Raw genomic sequence first — 17,686 nt, 5'->3', positions numbered from 1 at the left:
GCGGGACGGCCTTGCACGATGCGCGTCCCGCGCTAAGTTCGGCGCCACCCGAACCCTAGGAAAAAGATCATGACCTCCGACGCCGAAATCCAATCCGCTTTGCCCGCCCTCAGCCGAGGCAACGTCGCCGTCGTCACCGGGGGCGCCAGCGGCATCGGGCTTGCCGCCGCCAAAAGGCTGGCGGCTATGGGCATGAGACTGGTGCTGGCCGACATTGGCGGCGCGCGCCTCGATGCGGCCCGCCAGGCAGTCGCCGCGATCACCGGCGAGAATGCCGTGCTTGCCGTCGCCACCGACGTGTCGAAGGCCGACGAACTCGGCCGGCTGGCAGAAAAGACGCATGCCGCTTTCGGCGTCGTATCGCTGCTGATGAACAATGCCGGCGTCGGCAACAATCCGGGAAAACCGTGGGAGAACGGCGACGCCTGGAAGCGGCTGATCGACATCAATTTCTGGGGTGTCGTACATGGCGTCGAGGCCTTCGCTCCGGCCATGCTGGCCTCGGGAGAGCCTGGCCTGATCATCAACACCGGCTCCAAGCAAGGCATCACCACGCCACCCGGCAATCTCGCCTACAACGTCTCCAAATCGGCATTGAAGACGTTCACCGAAGGGCTGGCGCACGCATTGCGCAACGAGCCGGGCGCGAAGGTCGCGGCGCATCTTCTCATTCCCGGCTTCACCTTCACCGGCCTCACCGAAGGAGCGGTCGAAAAACCCGCTGGCGCCTGGACCGGCGAGCAGGTGGTCGATTTCATGCTGGCTTCGCTGGCGCGCGGGGACTTCTACATCCTCTGCCCCGACAATGAGGTGATGCGGCCGACCGATGAAAAGCGCATGGCCTGGGCGATCGGCGACATCATCGAGAACCGGCCTGCTCTCTCGCGCTGGCACCCCGACCATAAGGACGCTTTCGCGGCCTTTATGGGAAACTGATCGTCGAACTCAGCCAAAGCCGAGACTCAGGCGGGCGCGCGTTTTTTCGCGGTGCGCTTTTGCGCGACGGCCTTCTTGCCCGCCAGTTCGGCGAGCTCGTGGTCATGGCGTTTTGCCGCCCGCTCGCATTTGTCTCTGATCTCCTCGACCTCGGATTCGGTCAGGTGCTCGATGCCGATGAAATGATTGTGGCCCTCGCTGACGCGGATCAGTTCGTCGAGCTTGGCCTGAACCGCGGCGCCGTCGCGGTTCTGGGTGTTCTGAATCAGGAACACCATCAAAAAGGTGATGATCGTCGTTCCCGTGTTGATGACGAGCTGCCACGTATCGGAGAAGCCGAAGAATGGCCCGCTTACCGCCCAGACGATAACGATGGCGCAACAGGCGATGAAAGTCGGCGGCAGGCCCGCCAAGTGCGAAACGGTGTTGGCGATTCTGGTAAACAGCTTTTCGATCATTCACATCCTCAACCGTTCAAAGCGCGACCAGCTGACCAAGGCCGCATTCATCGCTCCAACAATAAACAACCGGCAGCCGCTTCCGGTTCCCTGTCGCAGAGGGCATCGCTGGTGCAATTGTATGCACGCCAAAGGCGCAGCGCCGTGAAAAGCCGCCTTATCGGTTTGTTGCCATTAGTCACCATGCAGGCCAAAAAACCTGTTCCGTCCGCTTCACGCGGATTTGTCTCCAAGCCCCTTCCGCTGCGCCACCCCCGCATGGCGGAAGGGTTCGTTGCGTTGCCGCAGACCGGCGGAACTCTTCCCGACACGTGCCGTTCAGAATTTTGGCGCCAGGATTTCGGCCAGCCAGTCGATGAAACCGCGCACGCGCGGCGAGCTCTCAGGAATGCTCTTGCTCCCAGCGATCGAGGAAATCCTCAATCGGCAAGGCCTGCATGTCGGGAACCGCTTTGGCGAGTTTCTCCGGCGGCCAGTCCCACCAGGCGAGGCTTTCGATCCGCGCCGCGATCTCGGAGGGAAAGCGCATGCGCAACGGCTTCGCCGGTACGCCGGCGACGATTGTGTAGGCCGGTACATTCCGCGTCACCACCGAATTGGCGCCGACGATCGCGCCATTCCCGATGCTGATGCCGGGCATGATGACGGCGCCATGGCCGATCCAGACATCGTTGCCGATGCCGACCGCCTTGGCCTGCCGCCGCGCGCGGAACGCCGCGTCGACGCCCAGCCAGCGGAAATACTCGTTCGGCCGGTAGCTGAGCTTGTGCTGCGTGATCCGCTCGATCGGATGCTCCAGCGCATTGATGCGGCTGTTGGCGGCGATCGAGCAGAATTTTCCGATCGTCGTGTAGATCGCCTCGGCGTGGCGCTCGAAATAGGAGAAATCGCCGACATTGACCTCGCGCAGCACCACCCGTTCGCCGATCGAGGCATAGCGGCCAAGCTTGCACGCTTTCAGCTCCGCGGTCGGATGGATGCGCGGCTCCGGATCTTTCAGGACGAGGTTTTCGGTACGGTCCATGCGGCGGATTTACCCCCGCGCAATTGCAGAAGCAATTGTCGCGTGGCGATTGGCCCCGCAAGGGGGCCAACCGTCCGTCAGAGCAATTGCGCTGACACAGGATCCGCTATTTCGGCTTGCCGCCGGTCCACACCACGTTCTGGCCGAACAGCGGCACGGTCGTCACCGACATTTTCGCCGAGCCGTCCTGCACCTGGCGCGAATGCGAGAGATAGATCAGCGTCTCGTTCTTCTTGTCGTAGATGCGGTTCACCACCTGCTTCTTCCAGATCAGGCTGATGCCTTGCTTGAACACCTCTTCGCCGCCCTCGCTCATGTCGATGTCGCCGATGGTGATCGGCCCGGTCTGGCGGCAGGAGATCGAGGAATCAGACGGATCCTCGAACCAGTTGCCCTTGTGCAGCCGGTCGATGACGCTGCGCTCGAAATAGGAGACATGGCAGGTCACGCCGTCGATCTTGGGGTCCTTGATCGCCTCGACGATGATGTCGTTGCCGACCCAGTCGACGCCAACCTTGCCGACCTCCTCTGCCGCGGCGGCACCGGCGCAAAGGGCAAGGCATGCGGCCAGCGTGCCGCCGATCAGTTTCTGCCCAATCCGTCTCTGCCCGGTCCGTCTTTGCAAGGGAGCCTCCTCAGGTTCGGTTTGCCGGTCTCAGGTGGGATAAGGGCCAGCTGTTTGCAAGGTAGCGCCCAGCCCGGTTGCGGCAACGCGGCATCTTTGCCTTGCCCCCTGCGACCGGCTAAGACTGCCGGCAGAGAGACGCCGATCCGGCGCTCGATGATTTCTGCGACGGACAATTCCTGATGATGCGTTCAATTCTGGTCGGCATTCTGGTTCTGATGGTGGCGGGCATCGGTTGGCTCACCTTTGACTTCTATCGCGGCCACTATGGTGGCGAACCGTATGGCGCGCCATTCACGCTGGTCGACCAGAAAGGCGCGCCAATCACCGAAGCCGCCTTCCGGGGAAAACCCAGCATCGTCTTCTTCGGCTTCACCCATTGCCCGGAAGTCTGCCCGACCACTTTGTTCGAAATGGCCGGCTGGCTGAAGGCGCTGGGCGACGACGGCAAGAACCTCAACGCCTACTTCGTTACCGTCGATCCAGAGCGCGACACGCCGCCGGTGATGAACACTTACGTCAGCAATTTCTCCGACCGCATCGTCGGCATATCGGGCGATCCCGACAAGGTGCACGCCATGGCGAAGTCCTTCAACATCTACTGGAAGAAGGTCGACACCGGCGACGGCGATTACACGATGGACCACACCGCCTCCGCGCTGCTGCTCAACGCCAAGGGCGAGTTTTCGGGCACCATAGCCTATGGCGAAAGCGCCGATACCGCGATCGCCAAGCTGAAGCGGCTGGCGGCAGGCTAGGCATGATCCCGAAATGTGGAATCCGGTTTTCTCGGACAGAAAAGTGTTGTCCAGAGATCATGCTCAAGCAAGAGAACAGCTGATGGGTCAGACCAGGCTCCACTTCATCGCTGGGAAGATCGAGGCCGACCGCATCTTTGCCGCGCTCGAGCCAGCTTTCGAGGATGAAGGCCTGCCGATCGCCGTGCTCGAAGTCGATGAAGACCGCGACATCTACGAGGTTTCGCTCTACACCGACGGCAATGTCGACGCGGTTGAGGCGCGGCTAAGGGACAGCCTTGCCGGACTGTCCCTGTCGAAGCCGATCGAGCGCGAGGTTCTGCCCGACATCGACTGGGTGGCGCGCTCGCTGGAGGGACTGAAACCGGTGCGCGCCGGACGTTTCTTCGTCCATGGCGCGCATGACCGCCGGAAGCGCCACAGCGGCGAACTCGCCATCGAGATCGAGGCCGGCCTTGCCTTCGGCACCGGCCATCACGGCACCACGGCCGGCTGCCTCGAAATGCTGGAACGGGTCGTGCGCCGCGAACGTCCCAGGAATGCCCTCGACCTCGGCACCGGCAGCGCGGTGCTGGCAATCGCCGTCGCCAAACTGGCGCATATTCCGGTGCTGGCGACCGACATCGATCCGATCGCCGTCAGGGTCGCCGCCGCCAATGCCCGCCTCAACCACGTCAAGGCGCTGGTTGAAACGGTGACGGCGCCCGGCTTCCACCACCCGATCTTCGGCAAGCGCGCGCCTTTCGACCTCATCGTCGCCAACATATTGGCGCGGCCGCTGATGCGGCTGGCGCCTGAGATGGCCAGGCACATCAGCCTCGGCGGCTCGATCGTGTTGTCCGGCATCCTCGAGCGCCAATGCAATGCGGTGATCTCGGCCTATGTCGGCCAGAATTTCCGGCATGTCAGGACCCTGCATCGCGAAGGCTGGGTGACGATCCACCTGAAGCACTGAGACGCAACGCGCTTTGGACCAATCCGAGCCTGTTGCGATTGGCGAAAATCGATTCCGGTTTTCCGGGTCATGCGCTACGGTCGCGCCCGATACAGGAGGCATACCATGTTCCAGACCTTCGATTCCGCAGGCGACCCCAGCGTCGGCAAGCCGCGCGTGACGTTGCTGCGGCGATGGCTGGCGGATAATGGCCTCGACGGTTTCCTGGTGCCGCGCGCCGACGAGCACCAGGGCGAGTATGTCGCCGATCGCTCGGCGCGGCTGAAATGGTTGACCGGCTTCAGCGGCTCGGCGGGCGTAGCACTTGTGCAGCGTGACCGCGCCTTCATGTTCGTCGATGGCCGCTATACCTTGCAAGTGCGCCACGAGGTCGATCTCGACATTTTTGCGATCGAGAGTCTCGTCGACAACCCGCCGGCCTCCTGGATCAAGGACAATCTCGGCAAGGGCGCCAGGCTTGGCTTCGACCCGTGGCTGCACACGATCGCTGAGGTCAAGGCGCTGAAAACCTCGGCCGAGCAATCCGGCGCGACGCTGGTGCCGCTCGACAGGAACCCGATCGACATCATCTGGAAGGATCAGCCGGCGCCGCCCGTGGCGCCGGTCGAAATCCACCCGATCGGCTTTGCCGGGGAACTCGCCAAGGACAAGCTGGCGCGGCTGGTGGCGGCAATCGGCAAGGAGGGCGCGACGCACGCCGTGCTCACCGACCCCTCCTCGATCGCCTGGGCCTTCAACATCCGTGGCGGTGACGTGCCGCACACGCCGCTGGCGCTCGGCTTCGCGATCCCTGCCGCCGACGGCAAGCACCAGCTGTTCATGGACCAGCGCAAGTTTTCGCGCACGGTCGCCGCCTATCTCACCCAACTCGCCGATCTGCACGAGCCCGGCGAATTCGAGGCGGCGGTCGTTACCCTTGCCAAGGGCGGCGCCAAGATCGCGCTCGACCCGGTGCTGGCGGCGGAGAAGCTGAGAATGCTGGTCGAGGACAATGGCGGCGCATTTGTTTCAGCGGCCGATCCCGCCCGCATTCCGCGCGCCACCAAGAACCAGGCGGAAATCGCCGGCAGCCGCGCCGCGCACCGCCGAGACGGGGCGGCCGTGGCGAAACTGCTGTGCTGGCTGGAACGGCAAAAGCCGGGCACGCTCGACGAAATAACCGTTGTCACCAAGTTGGAGGAGGTGCGCCGGCAGACCGGCGAGGAAACGCAGATGCCGCTGCGCGATGTCTCCTTCGACACCATTTCCGGCAGCGGTCCGAACGGCGCCATCATGCACTACCGCGTGTCGCGCGCCACCAACCGCGAGCTGGCAAAGGGCGAGCTGTTCCTGCTCGATTCCGGCGCCCAGTATCAGGACGGCACCACCGATATCACCCGCACGGTGCCGATCGGCCAGCCGACCGAGGAGATGCGCGAGCGCTTTACGCTGGTGCTGAAGGGCATGATCGGCATTTCGACGCTGCGCTTTCCCGCCGGCACGCGCGGCTCGGAAATCGACGCGGTGGCGCGCATGGCGCTGTGGAAGCATGGCTGCGACTTTGCCCACGGCACCGGCCATGGCGTCGGCTCCTATCTGGCGGTGCACGAAGGGCCGCAGCGTATCGCCCGCACCGGCACCGAAAAGCTGCTGGCCGGCATGATGCTGTCCAACGAGCCCGGCTATTACAAGGAAGGCTCCTACGGCATCCGCATCGAGAACCTGATCCTGGTGACGCCGGCCGAACAGGTGGAGGGCGGCGACATCGCCATGCACGGTTTCGAGACGCTGACACTGGCGCCGATCGATATCAGGCTGATCCGCACCGACCTGCTGACGCGCGAGGAGTTGCAGTGGCTGGATACTTACCATGCCTGGGTGCTGGCCGAGATCGGCCCGATGCTCGACGGCGAGACGCTGGCCTGGCTGGAGAAGGCAACAGCGCCGCTGCCGCACGACGCCAAGATCTGAAATGAGCTTCTTTCTCCCCGTCATTATACGGGGAGAAATGCCCGGCAGGGCAATGAGGGGCGGCGCCGACCGTTCGAAACTGATCTGCCGGCAGGCGCCCTATGCCACAAACTGCCGCGCGAGGATCAGCACCACCGCCCCGGCCAGAAACATCGCCATCAGGCCGGCGCGCAGCGAGACCACAGCGGCGACGACCAGTGCCGCCCATTCCGCCGGTCCGGCGCTGAGTGCGGCGGGCGCCACCAGCGTCGTCAGCACCGCCGCCGGCACGGCGTTCAAGCCGGCCTCGACGCGTGGATGGATGTGGTCGAAGCGCGAGATCACCAGATGGCCGCCGACGCGGGTGAGATAGGTGGCGATCGCGCCGGCAATGATGATCCACAAAGTCGCGCTCATCGTTTTGCCTCCACACCGCTATGATGCGGCGGCAGGATGACGGCCAGAAGCACGCCTGCAACGGCGCCGATGGAGACGTGCCATGGCGATCCCACAGTCTTGTAGGCAATGATCGACGCCGCGGCGCTGGCGATCACCACCGGCAGCCACAGTGGCCGGTTGCGAAAGCCCATGACCAGCCCGAGGAAATAGATCGGCAGCAGGAAATCGATGCCCAGCGCATGCGTGTCGGGGATCAGCTTGCCGAACACCGCGCCCAGCGCGCTTTCGATCCCCCAGAACACATACACCGGCAGGCCAAGGCCCATATACCAGGCAAAGCCAACGGTCTCGCCGGCTTCGGCCCTGCGCTCCGCCACCGCGAACTGCGGATCGGTGAGCACGAAATAGCCCAGCGCTTGGCTGATAACCGGCCAGTGCGCGATTCGCCGGCCGATGCTGGCGGAGTAAAGCACGTGGCGGAAATTCACCGCGAAGATCGACAGCACGATCAGCCATGGCGCGACATGCTGGCCGAACAATTCGATGCCGACCATCTGGCTCGCGCCGCCGAAGATCAGCGCGCTCATCAAGAAAGCTTCGAGAACGGAAAAGCCGTTGTCGACGGCGATGGCGCCGAACAGCAGCCCAAATGGTGCCGCAGCGACAACGACCGGCATCGACAGCCGCACGCCGTCCCAGAAGTCGCTGGCCACAGAATTTTCGCTTAAGGTCTCTGCCGACATGTCACATTCCCATCTCGCGCTGCTATGTAGGAGCCGGCGTTTGAAAAGTCAGACGAATTCGCTTGAGCCAACAAATCAGCGAAACTGATGTTGTAAAAAAATGAGGGGTTCGGATGATCGCTTATGATTTCACCGGCAGGCACGCGGTCGTCACCGGCGCCGGTGGCGGTATGGGCGAGGCGATCTCGCTGGCGCTGCTCGAGGCCGGCGCCTCGGTCACCGCCATCGACGTCAAGCCGCGTCCGGCGTCGCTTGCCGTCTATGACGACCGGCTCACCTTTGCCCAGGGCGACCTCACCGACGCCGCCTTCGTCGAGCAGACCATCAATGCCGCGGGCCGCGAGCGCGGCGGCATCGATTATCTCGCCAATGTCGCAGGCGTGCTCTGGTTCGGTCGCGACAAATCGGCCCTCGAGATGGACCTCGATGTCTGGGACCAGGTCTTCAACATCAATCTGAAATCCTTCGTCCACACCGCGCGGGCGGTGGTTCCCCATATGCGGGCCGGCGGACGCGGCGGCGCCATGGTGCACTTCTCCACCATCCAGTGGTATCGCGGCGATCCGACCCCGCAGGATGCCTACCAGGCATCGAAGGCCGGCGTCTGTGCACTGTCGAAGTCGCTCGCCATGCAGCTTGCCGGTGACCGCATCCGCTCCAACTCCATCTGCCCGGGCATGGCGTTGACGCCGCTGCAGGCGCGCTGGGACACCGAGGAGAAACGCGCGGCCGTTGCCAATTATGCGCCGCTCGGCCGCATCGGCACGCCGCAGGACATGGCCAATGCCACGCTCTTCCTGCTTTCCGATGCGGCAAGCTACATCACCGGCATCGAGCTGGCAGTCGACGGTGGGCTTTTGATGCGGATGTAGCCGTGCAGCGCGCGGGGCTGATTTAGCTCCGCGGTGCCGTGCCCTGGATCGCCCTGCCCCAGTCAAGCAGCGGCTTGGCGCGCAAGGCGAAATCGACAAGCTCGGCGACCAGCGTCGGCGCGTGAATTCCAGCCGGATCGATCATGTGCTGGACATAGAAGTGCCGGTTGCGGATGGCGTCGACAAGATCGGGTTCGTTGACCTGCTCGAAGCCGCGCGGCGTGCGCTTCATGCGGCCCTCGGTTTCGAGTTCGAAGCCGTTTTTCCTAAGGGTTGAAAGCAGTTTTCGGAACTCGGCCGGCCGGGCGACGATCGCCTTGCGCATCGCCAGCAGCAGGGACGGCTCCGGATTCCACCAGGCGACATCGGCAAAGCAGCGGTCGATCCCGACATAGACGAAGAACACGCCCTGCTCCATCTTGGTGCCATGCGGCGACAGCATGGCCGACAAATGCTGGTTGTAGGGCCGCTTGTCCTTGGCGAAGCGCACGTCGCGGTTGATGCGAAACAGTGACTTCTTGCGGTCTCCGCGCAAGCCCAGACCCGCCGCCGCGAAGCGCTCGGTCAGCGTCTCGACCAGATCGCAGAACGGCTCATGCAACTCGCTGTCGTAAAGCGCGCGGTTTTCCTGGAACCATTCGCGGCTCTGGTGGAAGTCGAGCGCCTTGAGGAACGGGATGGCTTTTTGCCCGAACCCTTTGAACGAACCGGCCATCACGCCTTGCCGACCCGTCGCAGCCAGGTGTCCTCGTCGATGACTTCGACGCCGAGTTCACTGGCCTGCTTCAGTTTGGAGCCGGCGCCCGGCCCGGCCACCAGCAGATCGGTCTTCGCCGACACCGAACCCGCCACCTTGGCGCCGAGCCGTTCGGCCATCGCCTTGGCTTCGGAGCGTGTCATCTTTTCCAGCGTGCCGGTGAAGACGATGGTCTTGCCGGCAACCTCGCTATCGGCCGAAACGGTGACGACATACGGCTTCGGCTTGACCTGTTCGAGCAGTCTGTCGAGCACATCGTCATTGCGTTCATTGCCGAAGAAATCGCGCAACGCGTCGATCACCGTGTCGCCAATGCCGTTGATGGAGGGGAAGACGCTGTGCGGATCCTCAGCCGCCGCCGTTTCCTTGCCGACGCGGATCAGCTCCTCGATGGTCGAAAACGTCCGGGCAAGCACGGCCGCCGTCGTTTCGCCGATATGGCGGATGCCGAGTGCGAAGATGAAGCGGTCGAGCTCCGGCGCGCGGCGCGAATCGATGGCCGCGAACAGCTTGTCGAGGCCTTCATAATTGCGGTCCTCGACACCGCGCACATTCTTGCGCGCCTTGCCCGATGCCGCCTCGCGCTGCCTAGCCTGCTCCTCGCGCCGCTCGGCCAGCGCCCTGGTGACGGCTGGGCGGCGATCCCTGAGGGTGAAGATATCGGCGGCGGTCTTGACCAGTCCCGAATTGAAGAACAGGTCGATATTCTCGGCGCCCAGCCCCTCGATGTCGAGCGCGCCGCGCGACACGAAATGACGCAGCCGCTCCACAGCCTGGGCGGCGCAGATCAGCTCGCCGGTGCAGCGCCGGCGCGAATCCTCCTTGCCGGTCTTTTCGTTGATTTCGCGCGTCGCCGGCGAGCCGCACACCGGACAAATGTGCGGGAATTCGTAAGGCACCGCATCAGCCGGCCGCTTGTCGACGACCACGCTGACGATCTGCGGAATGACATCGCCCGCCCGTTGTATGACAACCGTGTCACCGATGCGGACATCGATGCCGTCGCGAATCGGCAGGCCGTTGCTGTCGAAGCCCTTGATGTAGTCCTCATTGTGCAGCGTGACGTTTTCGACCACCACGCCGCCGACCGTGACCGGCGCCAGCCGCGCCACCGGCGCCAGCGTACCGGTACGGCCGACCTGGATGTCGATCTTCTGCACCGTCGTCATCGCCTGTTCGGCCGGGAATTTATGCGCAACCGCCCAGCGCGGCTCGCCGGTGACAAAGCCCCAGCGACGCTGCAATTCCAGCTGGTCGACCTTGTAGACGACACCGTCGATGTCGTAGCCGAGCGACGAACGCAGCTCCTCGATCTTGTGGTAGTGCGCGATCAGCTCCTCGACAGACTTCGCCCGCACCATCAGCGGGCTGACCTTGAACCCCCATTCGGCGAATTTCTGCACCGAATCGTATTGGGTCGGCGCCGGATCCGCTGTCGTGTAGCCCCAGGCATAGGCAAAAAATTTAAGATTGCGGCTGGCGGTGACGGACGCATCCTTCTGTCGCAAGGAGCCCGCTGCCGTGTTGCGCGGATTGACATAGTCCTGGCCGCCCACCGCCGCCGAGCGGGCCTTCAGTGCCTCGAATTCCGCATAGGTCATGTAGACTTCGCCGCGGATCTCGATGGTCTCGGGCCAGCCCGATCCTTTGAGCTTGGCTGGGATGTCGGCGATGGTCCTGAGATTGGCGGTGATGTCTTCGCCGACAGCGCCGTCGCCGCGCGTAGCACCCTGCACGAACACACCGCGTTCATAGCGCAGCGACGCCGACAGGCCGTCGATCTTCGGCTCGGCCGTAAACGCGATGTCGAGGTCCTTGTCGCGGTCGAAGAAGCGCCGGCCACGCTCGATGAAATCGGTGACGTCCTCGTCTGTGTAGGCCTTGGCGAGGCTGAGCATCGGCACCGCATGGCGCACCTTGGCAAAGCCTTCCGCCGGCGCGGCGCCGACCCGCAGCGAGGGCGAATCCTCGCGCACCAGACCGGGAAAGCGCTCCTCGATGGCAAGATTGCGCCGCCGCAGCGCGTCATATTCTGCGTCCGTAATCGTCGGCGCGTCCTCGGCATGATAGCGCCGGTCATGACCGGCGATCTCCTCGGCCAGCCGCTGGAGCTCATCCGCGGCTTCGCTTTCGCTCAACGATTCGACTGGTTTTTCAGACATGCAGCGGTCCCTGGACAGTGGCGAGGCACCTTAAATCAGGATTTCGGAAAAAGCATTCCTGAACAGCGGGATGGAGCCATATCCTGACTCAGTCCGAAAGCCTTGCGACGACTACGCTGCAGCAATATTCTCGCGTAGCAGCCGTTCGGCGGCTGCGCGCGCCTCTTCGGTGATGGTGGCGCCGGCCAGCATGCGCGCGATCTCTTCCTGGCGCGCCGCCCGGTCCATCTCGGCAATGCCGGTGGCGACCTTGTCCGAGCCGCCGGATTTGGAGATCAGGAAATGCGTCGCAGCACGTGCCGCCACTTGCGGAGCATGCGTGACCGACAGCACCTGCACGCGCTTCGACAGCCTGGCCAGCCTTTGGCCGATCGCATCGGCCACGGCGCCGCCGACGCCGGTGTCGATCTCGTCGAAGACCAATGTCGGCGCCGAGCCACGGTCGGCCAGCGCCACCTTGAGCGCCAGCAGGAAGCGCGACAGCTCGCCGCCGGAAGCGACCTTCATCATCGGCCCAGGCCTGGTGCCGGGATTGGTGCGCACCCAGAACTCGACCTGGTCGATGCCTTCTTCCATGCGGTTCTCGCCATCGCTGGCCAGTTCGACGATGAACTCAGCCCGTTCCAGTTTCAGCGCCGGCAATTCGGCCATCACAGCCTTGGTCAGGCCGACCGCGGCCGCATGGCGAAGCGAGGACAGCTGGGCTGCGGAAATATCGTAGGCTTCGCGCGCCGCTGAGGCCTGCTTTTCCAAGAGATGCAGGCGCCCCTCGCCGGCATCAAGATCGGCGAGATCGGCGGACATGGTGTCGCGCAGTTGCGCCAGATCGTCGACGGCCACACTGTGCTTACGTGAGGCCGCACGCAGCGAAAACAGCCGCTCCTCCGCCTTCTCCAGCCGCTGCGGGTCGTATTCGGTAGCGCGCAGTGCCGCCTCGACGCCCGATTGCGCCGCATCCAGCGACAGCATCGCCTCGTCCAGCGACTTCACCACATCCTCGAGCAGTCCCGGCGCTTCGCTGGCCTTGCGCTGCAGGCGCCTCAACAGGCTGGCCAGTTGCGGCAGCGGCGAGGACGGGCCTGACAGCACATCCTGTGCGTCGTGTATTTCCGAGGCGATCTTTTCCGCCCGCATCATCGTTGCACGCAATTCCGCCAGCTGTGTCTCTTCGCCGGGCTGCGGATCGAGCTTTGCCAGTTCCGCCACCGAGGCCCTGAGATAATCGGCCTCGCGCGCCGCCGCCTCGACCTTGGCGCGGTGCCTGGCGAACTCCTGCTCGCAGCCGCGCCAGTAGCGCCACGCCTCGCCTGTCGCGCGGGCGGCGCCGAGATGGCCGCCAAAACTGTCCAGCAATTCGCGATGCGCGCCTGGATCGACCAGGGCGCGCTCGTCATGCTGGCCGTGGATCTCGACCAGCGCGTGGCCGATGTCGCGCATCAGGGTGACGCTGGACGGCTGGTCGTTGACGAAGACACGGGTACGGCCATCCGCCGTCTGCAGCCGGCGCAGGATGATGTCGCCGTCATCCTCGATGGCGTTCTCGGCCAGCAGCGCGCGCACCGGGTGGTTGCGCGGCACATCGAAGACGGCAATGACCTGGCCCTGGGCAGCACCGTGCCGCACCAGCGAGGCGTCGCCGCGGGCGCCAAGCGCCAGCGACAGCGCGTCGAGAAGGATGGATTTGCCGGCGCCGGTTTCACCGGTCAGCACGGAAAGGCCGGGCTGGAAGTCGATATCCAGCTTCTCGATCAGGACGATATCGCGGATCGACAGTCTGGAAAGCATCAGAACCCGGACCTCAAGCAATTCCAGGAAAAGTGCGTAGCGGCTTTCCGTCCGGAATTGCGTAGAACAAAAAGTTAGGACGGTTCAGCGCCTCAATCAAACCACTGAACCGCTGTGAAGCGGCATGCGACCGATGGAGTCGCAGCGCCGCACTATCTTTTTGTTTGAGCGTCGGATCAATCCGAAAAGCGCGTTCCGCCTCAGTCGATGCTCGGGCGTCAGGCGCCGGTGATCAGCTTGCCGGCCTTGGATATCCACGATCCGGCATTCTCGCGCGGCTCAAGCCCGTTGCTCTGCAACAGCTTGTAGGTATCCTTGTACCATTGGCTGTCGGGATAATTGGTGCCGAGCACCGCAGCGGCGGTTTGCGCTTCCGAGGTCAAGCCCATCGCGTAGTAGCTTTCGGCCAGACGCGCCAGCGCCTCTTCGACATGGCGGGTGTTGGAATAGTTCTCGACCACGTTGCGGAAGCGCTTGACGGCAGCAATGTATTCGCGCCGCTCGAGATAATAGCGGCCGATCTGCATCTCTTTGCCGGCCAGCTGGTCGTTGGCGAAACGGATCTTTTCCTTGGCGTCGTCGACATATTCCGACGTCGGCCAGCGCGTCACCAGATCCTGCATCGTCTGCACGGTCTGGCGTGCTTCCTTCTGATCCTGGGTGACGTCCTTGATCTGCTTGTAGTAGCTCAGCCCGATAATATACTGGGCGTAAGCCGCGTCGTCGGTCGACGGATAGAGCGTGAGATAGCGCTTGGCCGAGCCGATCGCTTCGTCATAACGGCCGGCGCGATAGTCGGCGAAGGCGCCCATCACCATCGATTTGCGGGCGAATTCCGAATAGGGGTGCTGGCGGTCGACGGCGTCGAACTTCTTGCTCGCCTCATCCAGGCGGCCGGCATTGAGATTGGCAAGGCCTTGATTGTAAAGGACGTCGGCCGGTTCGGTCTGGTCGACATAGGTCGACAGGTCGACGTCTTTCTCGGACGACATGCAGGCCGAGAGGAAGAGCGATGGCACAACCACCGAAAGCGCCAGGAAAACAGCCCGATACGGCGCTTTCGATTGACCAACTCGCTTGAAGAACATGATTGGATTGCGCCCTTTCGGCGTTAGTTCAATGCCTTTCGCATGGCGTTCCCTCAAAACTGATCCCCACTTTTGAGCGACATGCGCCTAACAGACGGCAGCAGCCATAAACCATAACTGCCTTGCCCAGCAACGCTATGTCTAGCCAATCGCACATTTTTGTGGCGGCTTGGTGTTGCCCCGAATGCTACGCACTTTCACTGGCCGGTGATGCTTTCGTGCAACACCGGCCAGCGTTCAGAAAGCCAGAAAATCGTTAAGAATCAGATCACCCAGGGCGCAAAGACAGGGCCGGTGACGGCGCTCATCTCGGCGGTGCGGCCGCGCTCGCGGCGCGTGGTCTCGACGACCTCGAAGGCCGAACGGTCGGACAGAAGCCGCCGCAAAGCAGCCGCATTCATCCGGTGACCGCCGCGATAGGAGCGGAAGCAACCGATGAAACGGGCGCCGGCCAGCGCCAGATCGCCCATCGCGTCCATCGTCTTGTGGCGAGCGAACTCATTGGGGTAGCGCAGGCCGCCCATGTTGATCACCCGGTTGTCGTCGCCGATCACCAGCGAGTTCTCCAGCGAGGAGCCCAGCGCATAGCCGGCCGCCCACAGCCGCTCGACATCCTTCATGAAGCCGAAGGTGCGGGCGCGCGCGATATCCTGGCGAAAGATGTCGGGGTTGATGTCGGAGGCGAATAGCTGGCGGCCGATCGCCGGGCTTTCGAAATCGATCTCGACCTCGAAGCGCGTGCCGCTATAGGGCCTGAACTCGGCCCAGGACGCGCCATTCTCGATGCGGACGGGCTTGACCACCCTGATGTAGCGGCGCTTGACCGCCAGCGTCTCAATGCCGGCTTGGTCGATGGCTTCCACGAACGCCACCGCACTGCCATCGAGGATCGGAACCTCATGACCGTCGATCTCGATGACGATGTTGTCGATGCCGAGCCCGAAAAGCGTCGCCATCAGATGTTCGACGGTGGCGATATGCTCGCCTGCCGGATCGCCGAGCATGGTGCAGAGATCGGTCGCGCCGACTTCAGCAACCAGCGCGCGGAACTCGCGGCTCTCGCTTCCGTTCGAAAGGTGGAAGAGCACGCCGGTGTCGGCGTCCGCAGGGAGGAAATTGACGGTGACCGGTTTGCCGCTGTGAACGCCGGTACCGGTCAGCGTTGCACGCGATTTCAGTGTCGTCTGATAGTCTTGCAAGACAAACCCCATAGCCCAAACGCCTAAGTCCGCTTTAACCCAAAAGGCGCGGCTCTTTTTTATCGGCAGGCAGGGCCACTTCCCCGAATCCCAGCACACCGAAAGTGCTGCGGCAAAGATAATGGTCCGTCAGGGAGACTCCAAATCACGGTTTCTTACTCTGTGTAACCGCGACAGACCTTGAGCGTCACATCGTAACGCCTTGTTATTAAACCACTTTAAACGTTAACAGGCAGACAATCTCTCGTCTGCCTGTTAACAAGTGTTACATACTGTTAACGGCTCAGTTGGCCTGGCGGCGCAGGAAAGCCGGTATCTCCAGCTGGTCGTCTTCCTGGGTCGACCTGGTCTGCGGCGTCAACCGGCCCTGATCGTCGAGCTGGCCGCGGCGCGGCGCGTAAAGCTGCGGATCCTGGCTGGCAAGGCGGCGCATTTCCGGCGCCGCCTGGCGCAGTTTCGGTTCGCGCGGCTGTGCCGGCTGCAACCGGGCCGGCTCTTCTTCGCGGCGCGTCAGCCCGTTGGTCAGCCGCTTGAGCAGCCCCATCGGCCCGCTGTTTTCATGGTCGGCCGGACGGCCCTTGGCCTCCACCTCGGCCCGCACCACCGGCGGAAAATCCTCCACCCGCGGCATGCGCTGCGGTGCGGCAGCCACCGGCTGCGGCATTTCCCGCAGCGGCGCCGGTTGCATCACCTGCTGCACGACAGGCTGCGGCTGGGCAGGCGGGGCCTGGAAGATCTTGCTCTGCGGGCGGAAATCTTCCGCCTGGGCCATCGGCGCCGGACGAGCCATTGCCGCCGCATTGGCCTCGGCAAGCTGGATCGCCTCGGCCACCGGATCGGCCGCGCGCTGCTCATAGGTCTGCTGCTGGACCGGTGCCGGACGGCCTTCCGCCCCCGGAGCCGCTGGGCGGCTGACCGGCTTCTGCTGCGGCGGCACGGCCCGGATCGAGATCGGCGCCGCGGCGATTTCAGCTGCCGATTTGTCGATGCCGGTGGCGACCACCGAGACGCGGATGACGCCTTCGAGTTCCTCGTCGAAGGTGGCGCCGAGGATGATGTTGGCGTCCTGGTCGACTTCCTCGCGGATGCGGGTCGCGGCCTCGTCGACTTCGAACAGGGTCAGGTCGCGGCCGCCGGTGATCGAGATCAGCAGGCCCTTGGCGCCCCTCATCGAGGTCTCGTCGAGCAACGGATTGGCGATCGCCGCCTCGGCGGCGGCCATCGCGCGGCCCTCGCCCGAAGCTTCGCCGGTGCCCATCATCGCCTTGCCCATTTCGCGCATCACCGAACGCACGTCGGCGAAGTCGAGATTGATCAGGCCTTCCTTGACCATCAGGTCGGTGATGCAGGCAACACCGGAGTAGAGCACCTGGTCGGCCATGGCGAAGGCGTCGGCAAAGGTGGTCTTGTCATTGGCCAGCCGGAACAGGTTCTGGTTGGGGATGACGATCAGGGTATCGACACATTTCTGCAGCTCCTCGATGCCGAGATCCGCCGTCTTCATGCGGCGCTGGCCTTCGAAATGGAACGGCTTGGTGACGACGCCGACGGTGAGGATACCCCGTTCGCGCGCCGCGCGGGCAACCACGGGAGCCGCACCGGTTCCGGTGCCGCCACCCATACCGGCGGTGACGAAGCACATATGGGTGTTGGAGAGATGATCGATGATCTCATCGATGCACTCTTCCGCCGCCGCACGGCCCACTTCAGGCTGCGAGCCGGCGCCGAGCCCCTCGGTGACATGCGCGCCGAGCTGGATCAGCCGCTCGGCCTTCGACATGGTCAGCGCCTGTGCATCGGTGTTGGCCACGACGAACTCGACACCGCGCAAGCCCGCGGTGATCATGTTGTTGACGGCATTGCCGCCGCCGCCGCCGACACCGAATACGGTGATCCGCGGCTTGAGCTCGGTGATGTCCGGCTTTTGCAGATTGATCGTCATTGTCTCCGTCCTTTGCCTTTCCCGCCGCTTCGCCGCCGCGGCCGCCTATGGGGC

16 protein-coding genes are annotated in these 17,686 nt (G+C 63.7%); 5 read left to right on the top strand and 11 right to left on the bottom strand.

The window, feature by feature from the left end; genetic code table 11:
* Positions 1-69 precede the first annotated feature (69 nt).
* Entirely contained in the window at positions 70-936 is an 867-nt protein-coding gene (locus NL532_RS13915; protein ID WP_023829256.1) for an SDR family NAD(P)-dependent oxidoreductase, read from the top strand.
* A 26-nt stretch (positions 937-962) separates the two neighbouring features.
* Here the strand turns inward: NL532_RS13915 and NL532_RS13910 are convergent, their stop codons facing one another.
* The 3 genes from NL532_RS13910 to NL532_RS13900 all read right to left on the bottom strand — a co-directional run bounded on the left by NL532_RS13910 (position 963) and on the right by NL532_RS13900 (position 3,043).
* Complete coding sequence (locus NL532_RS13910; RefSeq protein WP_023750938.1) at positions 963-1,394, bottom strand: low affinity iron permease family protein; 432 nt, start codon at positions 1,392-1,394, stop codon at positions 963-965.
* A 382-nt stretch (positions 1,395-1,776) separates the two neighbouring features.
* Positions 1,777-2,418 carry a DapH/DapD/GlmU-related protein gene (locus NL532_RS13905; protein WP_023688044.1) on the bottom strand — a complete coding sequence of 214 codons (642 nt, stop codon included), beginning with the start codon at positions 2,416-2,418 and terminating at the stop codon, positions 1,777-1,779.
* Positions 2,419-2,524: 106 nt separating this feature from the next.
* Entirely contained in the window at positions 2,525-3,043 is a 519-nt protein-coding gene (locus NL532_RS13900; protein ID WP_031203217.1) for a CreA family protein, read from the bottom strand.
* Positions 3,044-3,225: 182 nt separating this feature from the next.
* On the opposite strand from NL532_RS13900, the gene NL532_RS13895 reads away from it, so the two are divergent.
* From NL532_RS13895 to NL532_RS13885, 3 genes are all read left to right on the top strand, one after another.
* A complete protein-coding gene (locus NL532_RS13895; RefSeq protein ID WP_023829254.1) occupies positions 3,226-3,801 on the top strand; it encodes an SCO family protein in 576 nt (191 codons plus the stop codon).
* 82 nt (positions 3,802-3,883) lie between these two features.
* Positions 3,884-4,756 carry a 50S ribosomal protein L11 methyltransferase gene (locus NL532_RS13890; protein ID WP_023682125.1) on the top strand — a complete coding sequence of 291 codons (873 nt, stop codon included), beginning with the start codon at positions 3,884-3,886 and terminating at the stop codon, positions 4,754-4,756.
* 105 nt (positions 4,757-4,861) lie between these two features.
* Positions 4,862-6,706, top strand: coding sequence for an aminopeptidase P family protein (locus NL532_RS13885; RefSeq protein ID WP_023829253.1), 1,845 nt, complete (start codon positions 4,862-4,864; stop codon positions 6,704-6,706).
* A 99-nt stretch (positions 6,707-6,805) separates the two neighbouring features.
* Here the strand turns inward: NL532_RS13885 and NL532_RS13880 are convergent, their stop codons facing one another.
* Together NL532_RS13880 and NL532_RS13875 are read right to left on the bottom strand one after the other, a co-directional pair.
* The gene (locus NL532_RS13880) at positions 6,806-7,102 is read right to left on the bottom strand and encodes an AzlD family protein (RefSeq protein WP_023712443.1); all 297 of its coding nucleotides are present in this window, start codon (positions 7,100-7,102) and stop codon (positions 6,806-6,808) included.
* Complete coding sequence (locus NL532_RS13875) at positions 7,099-7,827, bottom strand: AzlC family ABC transporter permease (RefSeq protein WP_023712442.1); 729 nt, start codon at positions 7,825-7,827, stop codon at positions 7,099-7,101. Before NL532_RS13875 ends, NL532_RS13880 begins: the two co-directional genes overlap by 4 nt.
* A gap of 113 nt (positions 7,828-7,940) precedes the next feature.
* Here NL532_RS13875 and NL532_RS13870 point away from each other — a divergent pair, with 113 nt between their 5' ends.
* Positions 7,941-8,699 (top strand): SDR family NAD(P)-dependent oxidoreductase, encoded by a 759-nt coding sequence (locus NL532_RS13870; protein ID WP_023829252.1) that lies wholly within the window; start codon positions 7,941-7,943, stop codon positions 8,697-8,699.
* Between the two features lie 22 nt (positions 8,700-8,721).
* Here the strand turns inward: NL532_RS13870 and NL532_RS13865 are convergent, their stop codons facing one another.
* From NL532_RS13865 to ftsZ, 6 genes are all read right to left on the bottom strand, one after another.
* The gene (locus NL532_RS13865; protein ID WP_023829251.1) at positions 8,722-9,414 is read right to left on the bottom strand and encodes a DUF2461 domain-containing protein; all 693 of its coding nucleotides are present in this window, start codon (positions 9,412-9,414) and stop codon (positions 8,722-8,724) included.
* A complete protein-coding gene (ligA, locus tag NL532_RS13860; RefSeq protein ID WP_286488132.1) occupies positions 9,414-11,618 on the bottom strand; it encodes an NAD-dependent DNA ligase LigA in 2,205 nt (734 codons plus the stop codon). Before ligA ends, NL532_RS13865 begins: the two co-directional genes overlap by 1 nt.
* A gap of 111 nt (positions 11,619-11,729) precedes the next feature.
* A complete protein-coding gene (gene recN / locus NL532_RS13855) occupies positions 11,730-13,403 on the bottom strand; it encodes a DNA repair protein RecN (protein WP_023829250.1) in 1,674 nt (557 codons plus the stop codon).
* 218 nt (positions 13,404-13,621) lie between these two features.
* The gene (locus NL532_RS13850; RefSeq protein ID WP_023668284.1) at positions 13,622-14,491 is read right to left on the bottom strand and encodes an outer membrane protein assembly factor BamD; all 870 of its coding nucleotides are present in this window, start codon (positions 14,489-14,491) and stop codon (positions 13,622-13,624) included.
* A gap of 263 nt (positions 14,492-14,754) precedes the next feature.
* Positions 14,755-15,702 (bottom strand): UDP-3-O-acyl-N-acetylglucosamine deacetylase, encoded by a 948-nt coding sequence (gene lpxC / locus NL532_RS13845; RefSeq protein ID WP_023668283.1) that lies wholly within the window; start codon positions 15,700-15,702, stop codon positions 14,755-14,757.
* Between the two features lie 271 nt (positions 15,703-15,973).
* Entirely contained in the window at positions 15,974-17,632 is a 1,659-nt protein-coding gene (ftsZ, locus tag NL532_RS13840; protein ID WP_286488131.1) for a cell division protein FtsZ, read from the bottom strand.
* Between the last annotated feature and the right edge of the window lie 54 nt (positions 17,633-17,686).

This window comes from Mesorhizobium sp. C120A (genome assembly GCF_030323105.1).
Classification (GTDB): domain Bacteria; phylum Pseudomonadota; class Alphaproteobacteria; order Rhizobiales; family Rhizobiaceae; genus Mesorhizobium.
This window is presented reverse-complemented; position numbering and strand designations above follow the sequence as displayed.

Coding starts and splice junctions, on each gene's coding strand:
- NL532_RS13910 (WP_023750938.1), bottom strand. CDS start 1,394: ATGATCGAAAAGCTGTTTACCAGAATCGCCAACACCGTTTCGCACTTG.
- NL532_RS13865 (WP_023829251.1), bottom strand. CDS start 9,414: ATGGCCGGTTCGTTCAAAGGGTTCGGGCAAAAAGCCATCCCGTTCCTC.
- NL532_RS13870 (WP_023829252.1), top strand. CDS start 7,941: ATGATCGCTTATGATTTCACCGGCAGGCACGCGGTCGTCACCGGCGCC.
- recN (WP_023829250.1), bottom strand. CDS start 13,403: ATGCTTTCCAGACTGTCGATCCGCGATATCGTCCTGATCGAGAAGCTG.
- NL532_RS13850 (WP_023668284.1), bottom strand. CDS start 14,491: ATGTTCTTCAAGCGAGTTGGTCAATCGAAAGCGCCGTATCGGGCTGTT.
- lpxC (WP_023668283.1), bottom strand. CDS start 15,702: ATGGGGTTTGTCTTGCAAGACTATCAGACGACACTGAAATCGCGTGCA.
- NL532_RS13890 (WP_023682125.1), top strand. CDS start 3,884: ATGGGTCAGACCAGGCTCCACTTCATCGCTGGGAAGATCGAGGCCGAC.
- NL532_RS13885 (WP_023829253.1), top strand. CDS start 4,862: ATGTTCCAGACCTTCGATTCCGCAGGCGACCCCAGCGTCGGCAAGCCG.
- NL532_RS13905 (WP_023688044.1), bottom strand. CDS start 2,418: ATGGACCGTACCGAAAACCTCGTCCTGAAAGATCCGGAGCCGCGCATC.
- NL532_RS13875 (WP_023712442.1), bottom strand. CDS start 7,827: ATGTCGGCAGAGACCTTAAGCGAAAATTCTGTGGCCAGCGACTTCTGG.
- NL532_RS13880 (WP_023712443.1), bottom strand. CDS start 7,102: ATGAGCGCGACTTTGTGGATCATCATTGCCGGCGCGATCGCCACCTAT.
- NL532_RS13915 (WP_023829256.1), top strand. CDS start 70: ATGACCTCCGACGCCGAAATCCAATCCGCTTTGCCCGCCCTCAGCCGA.
- ftsZ (WP_286488131.1), bottom strand. CDS start 17,632: ATGACGATCAATCTGCAAAAGCCGGACATCACCGAGCTCAAGCCGCGG.
- NL532_RS13895 (WP_023829254.1), top strand. CDS start 3,226: ATGATGCGTTCAATTCTGGTCGGCATTCTGGTTCTGATGGTGGCGGGC.
- ligA (WP_286488132.1), bottom strand. CDS start 11,618: ATGTCTGAAAAACCAGTCGAATCGTTGAGCGAAAGCGAAGCCGCGGAT.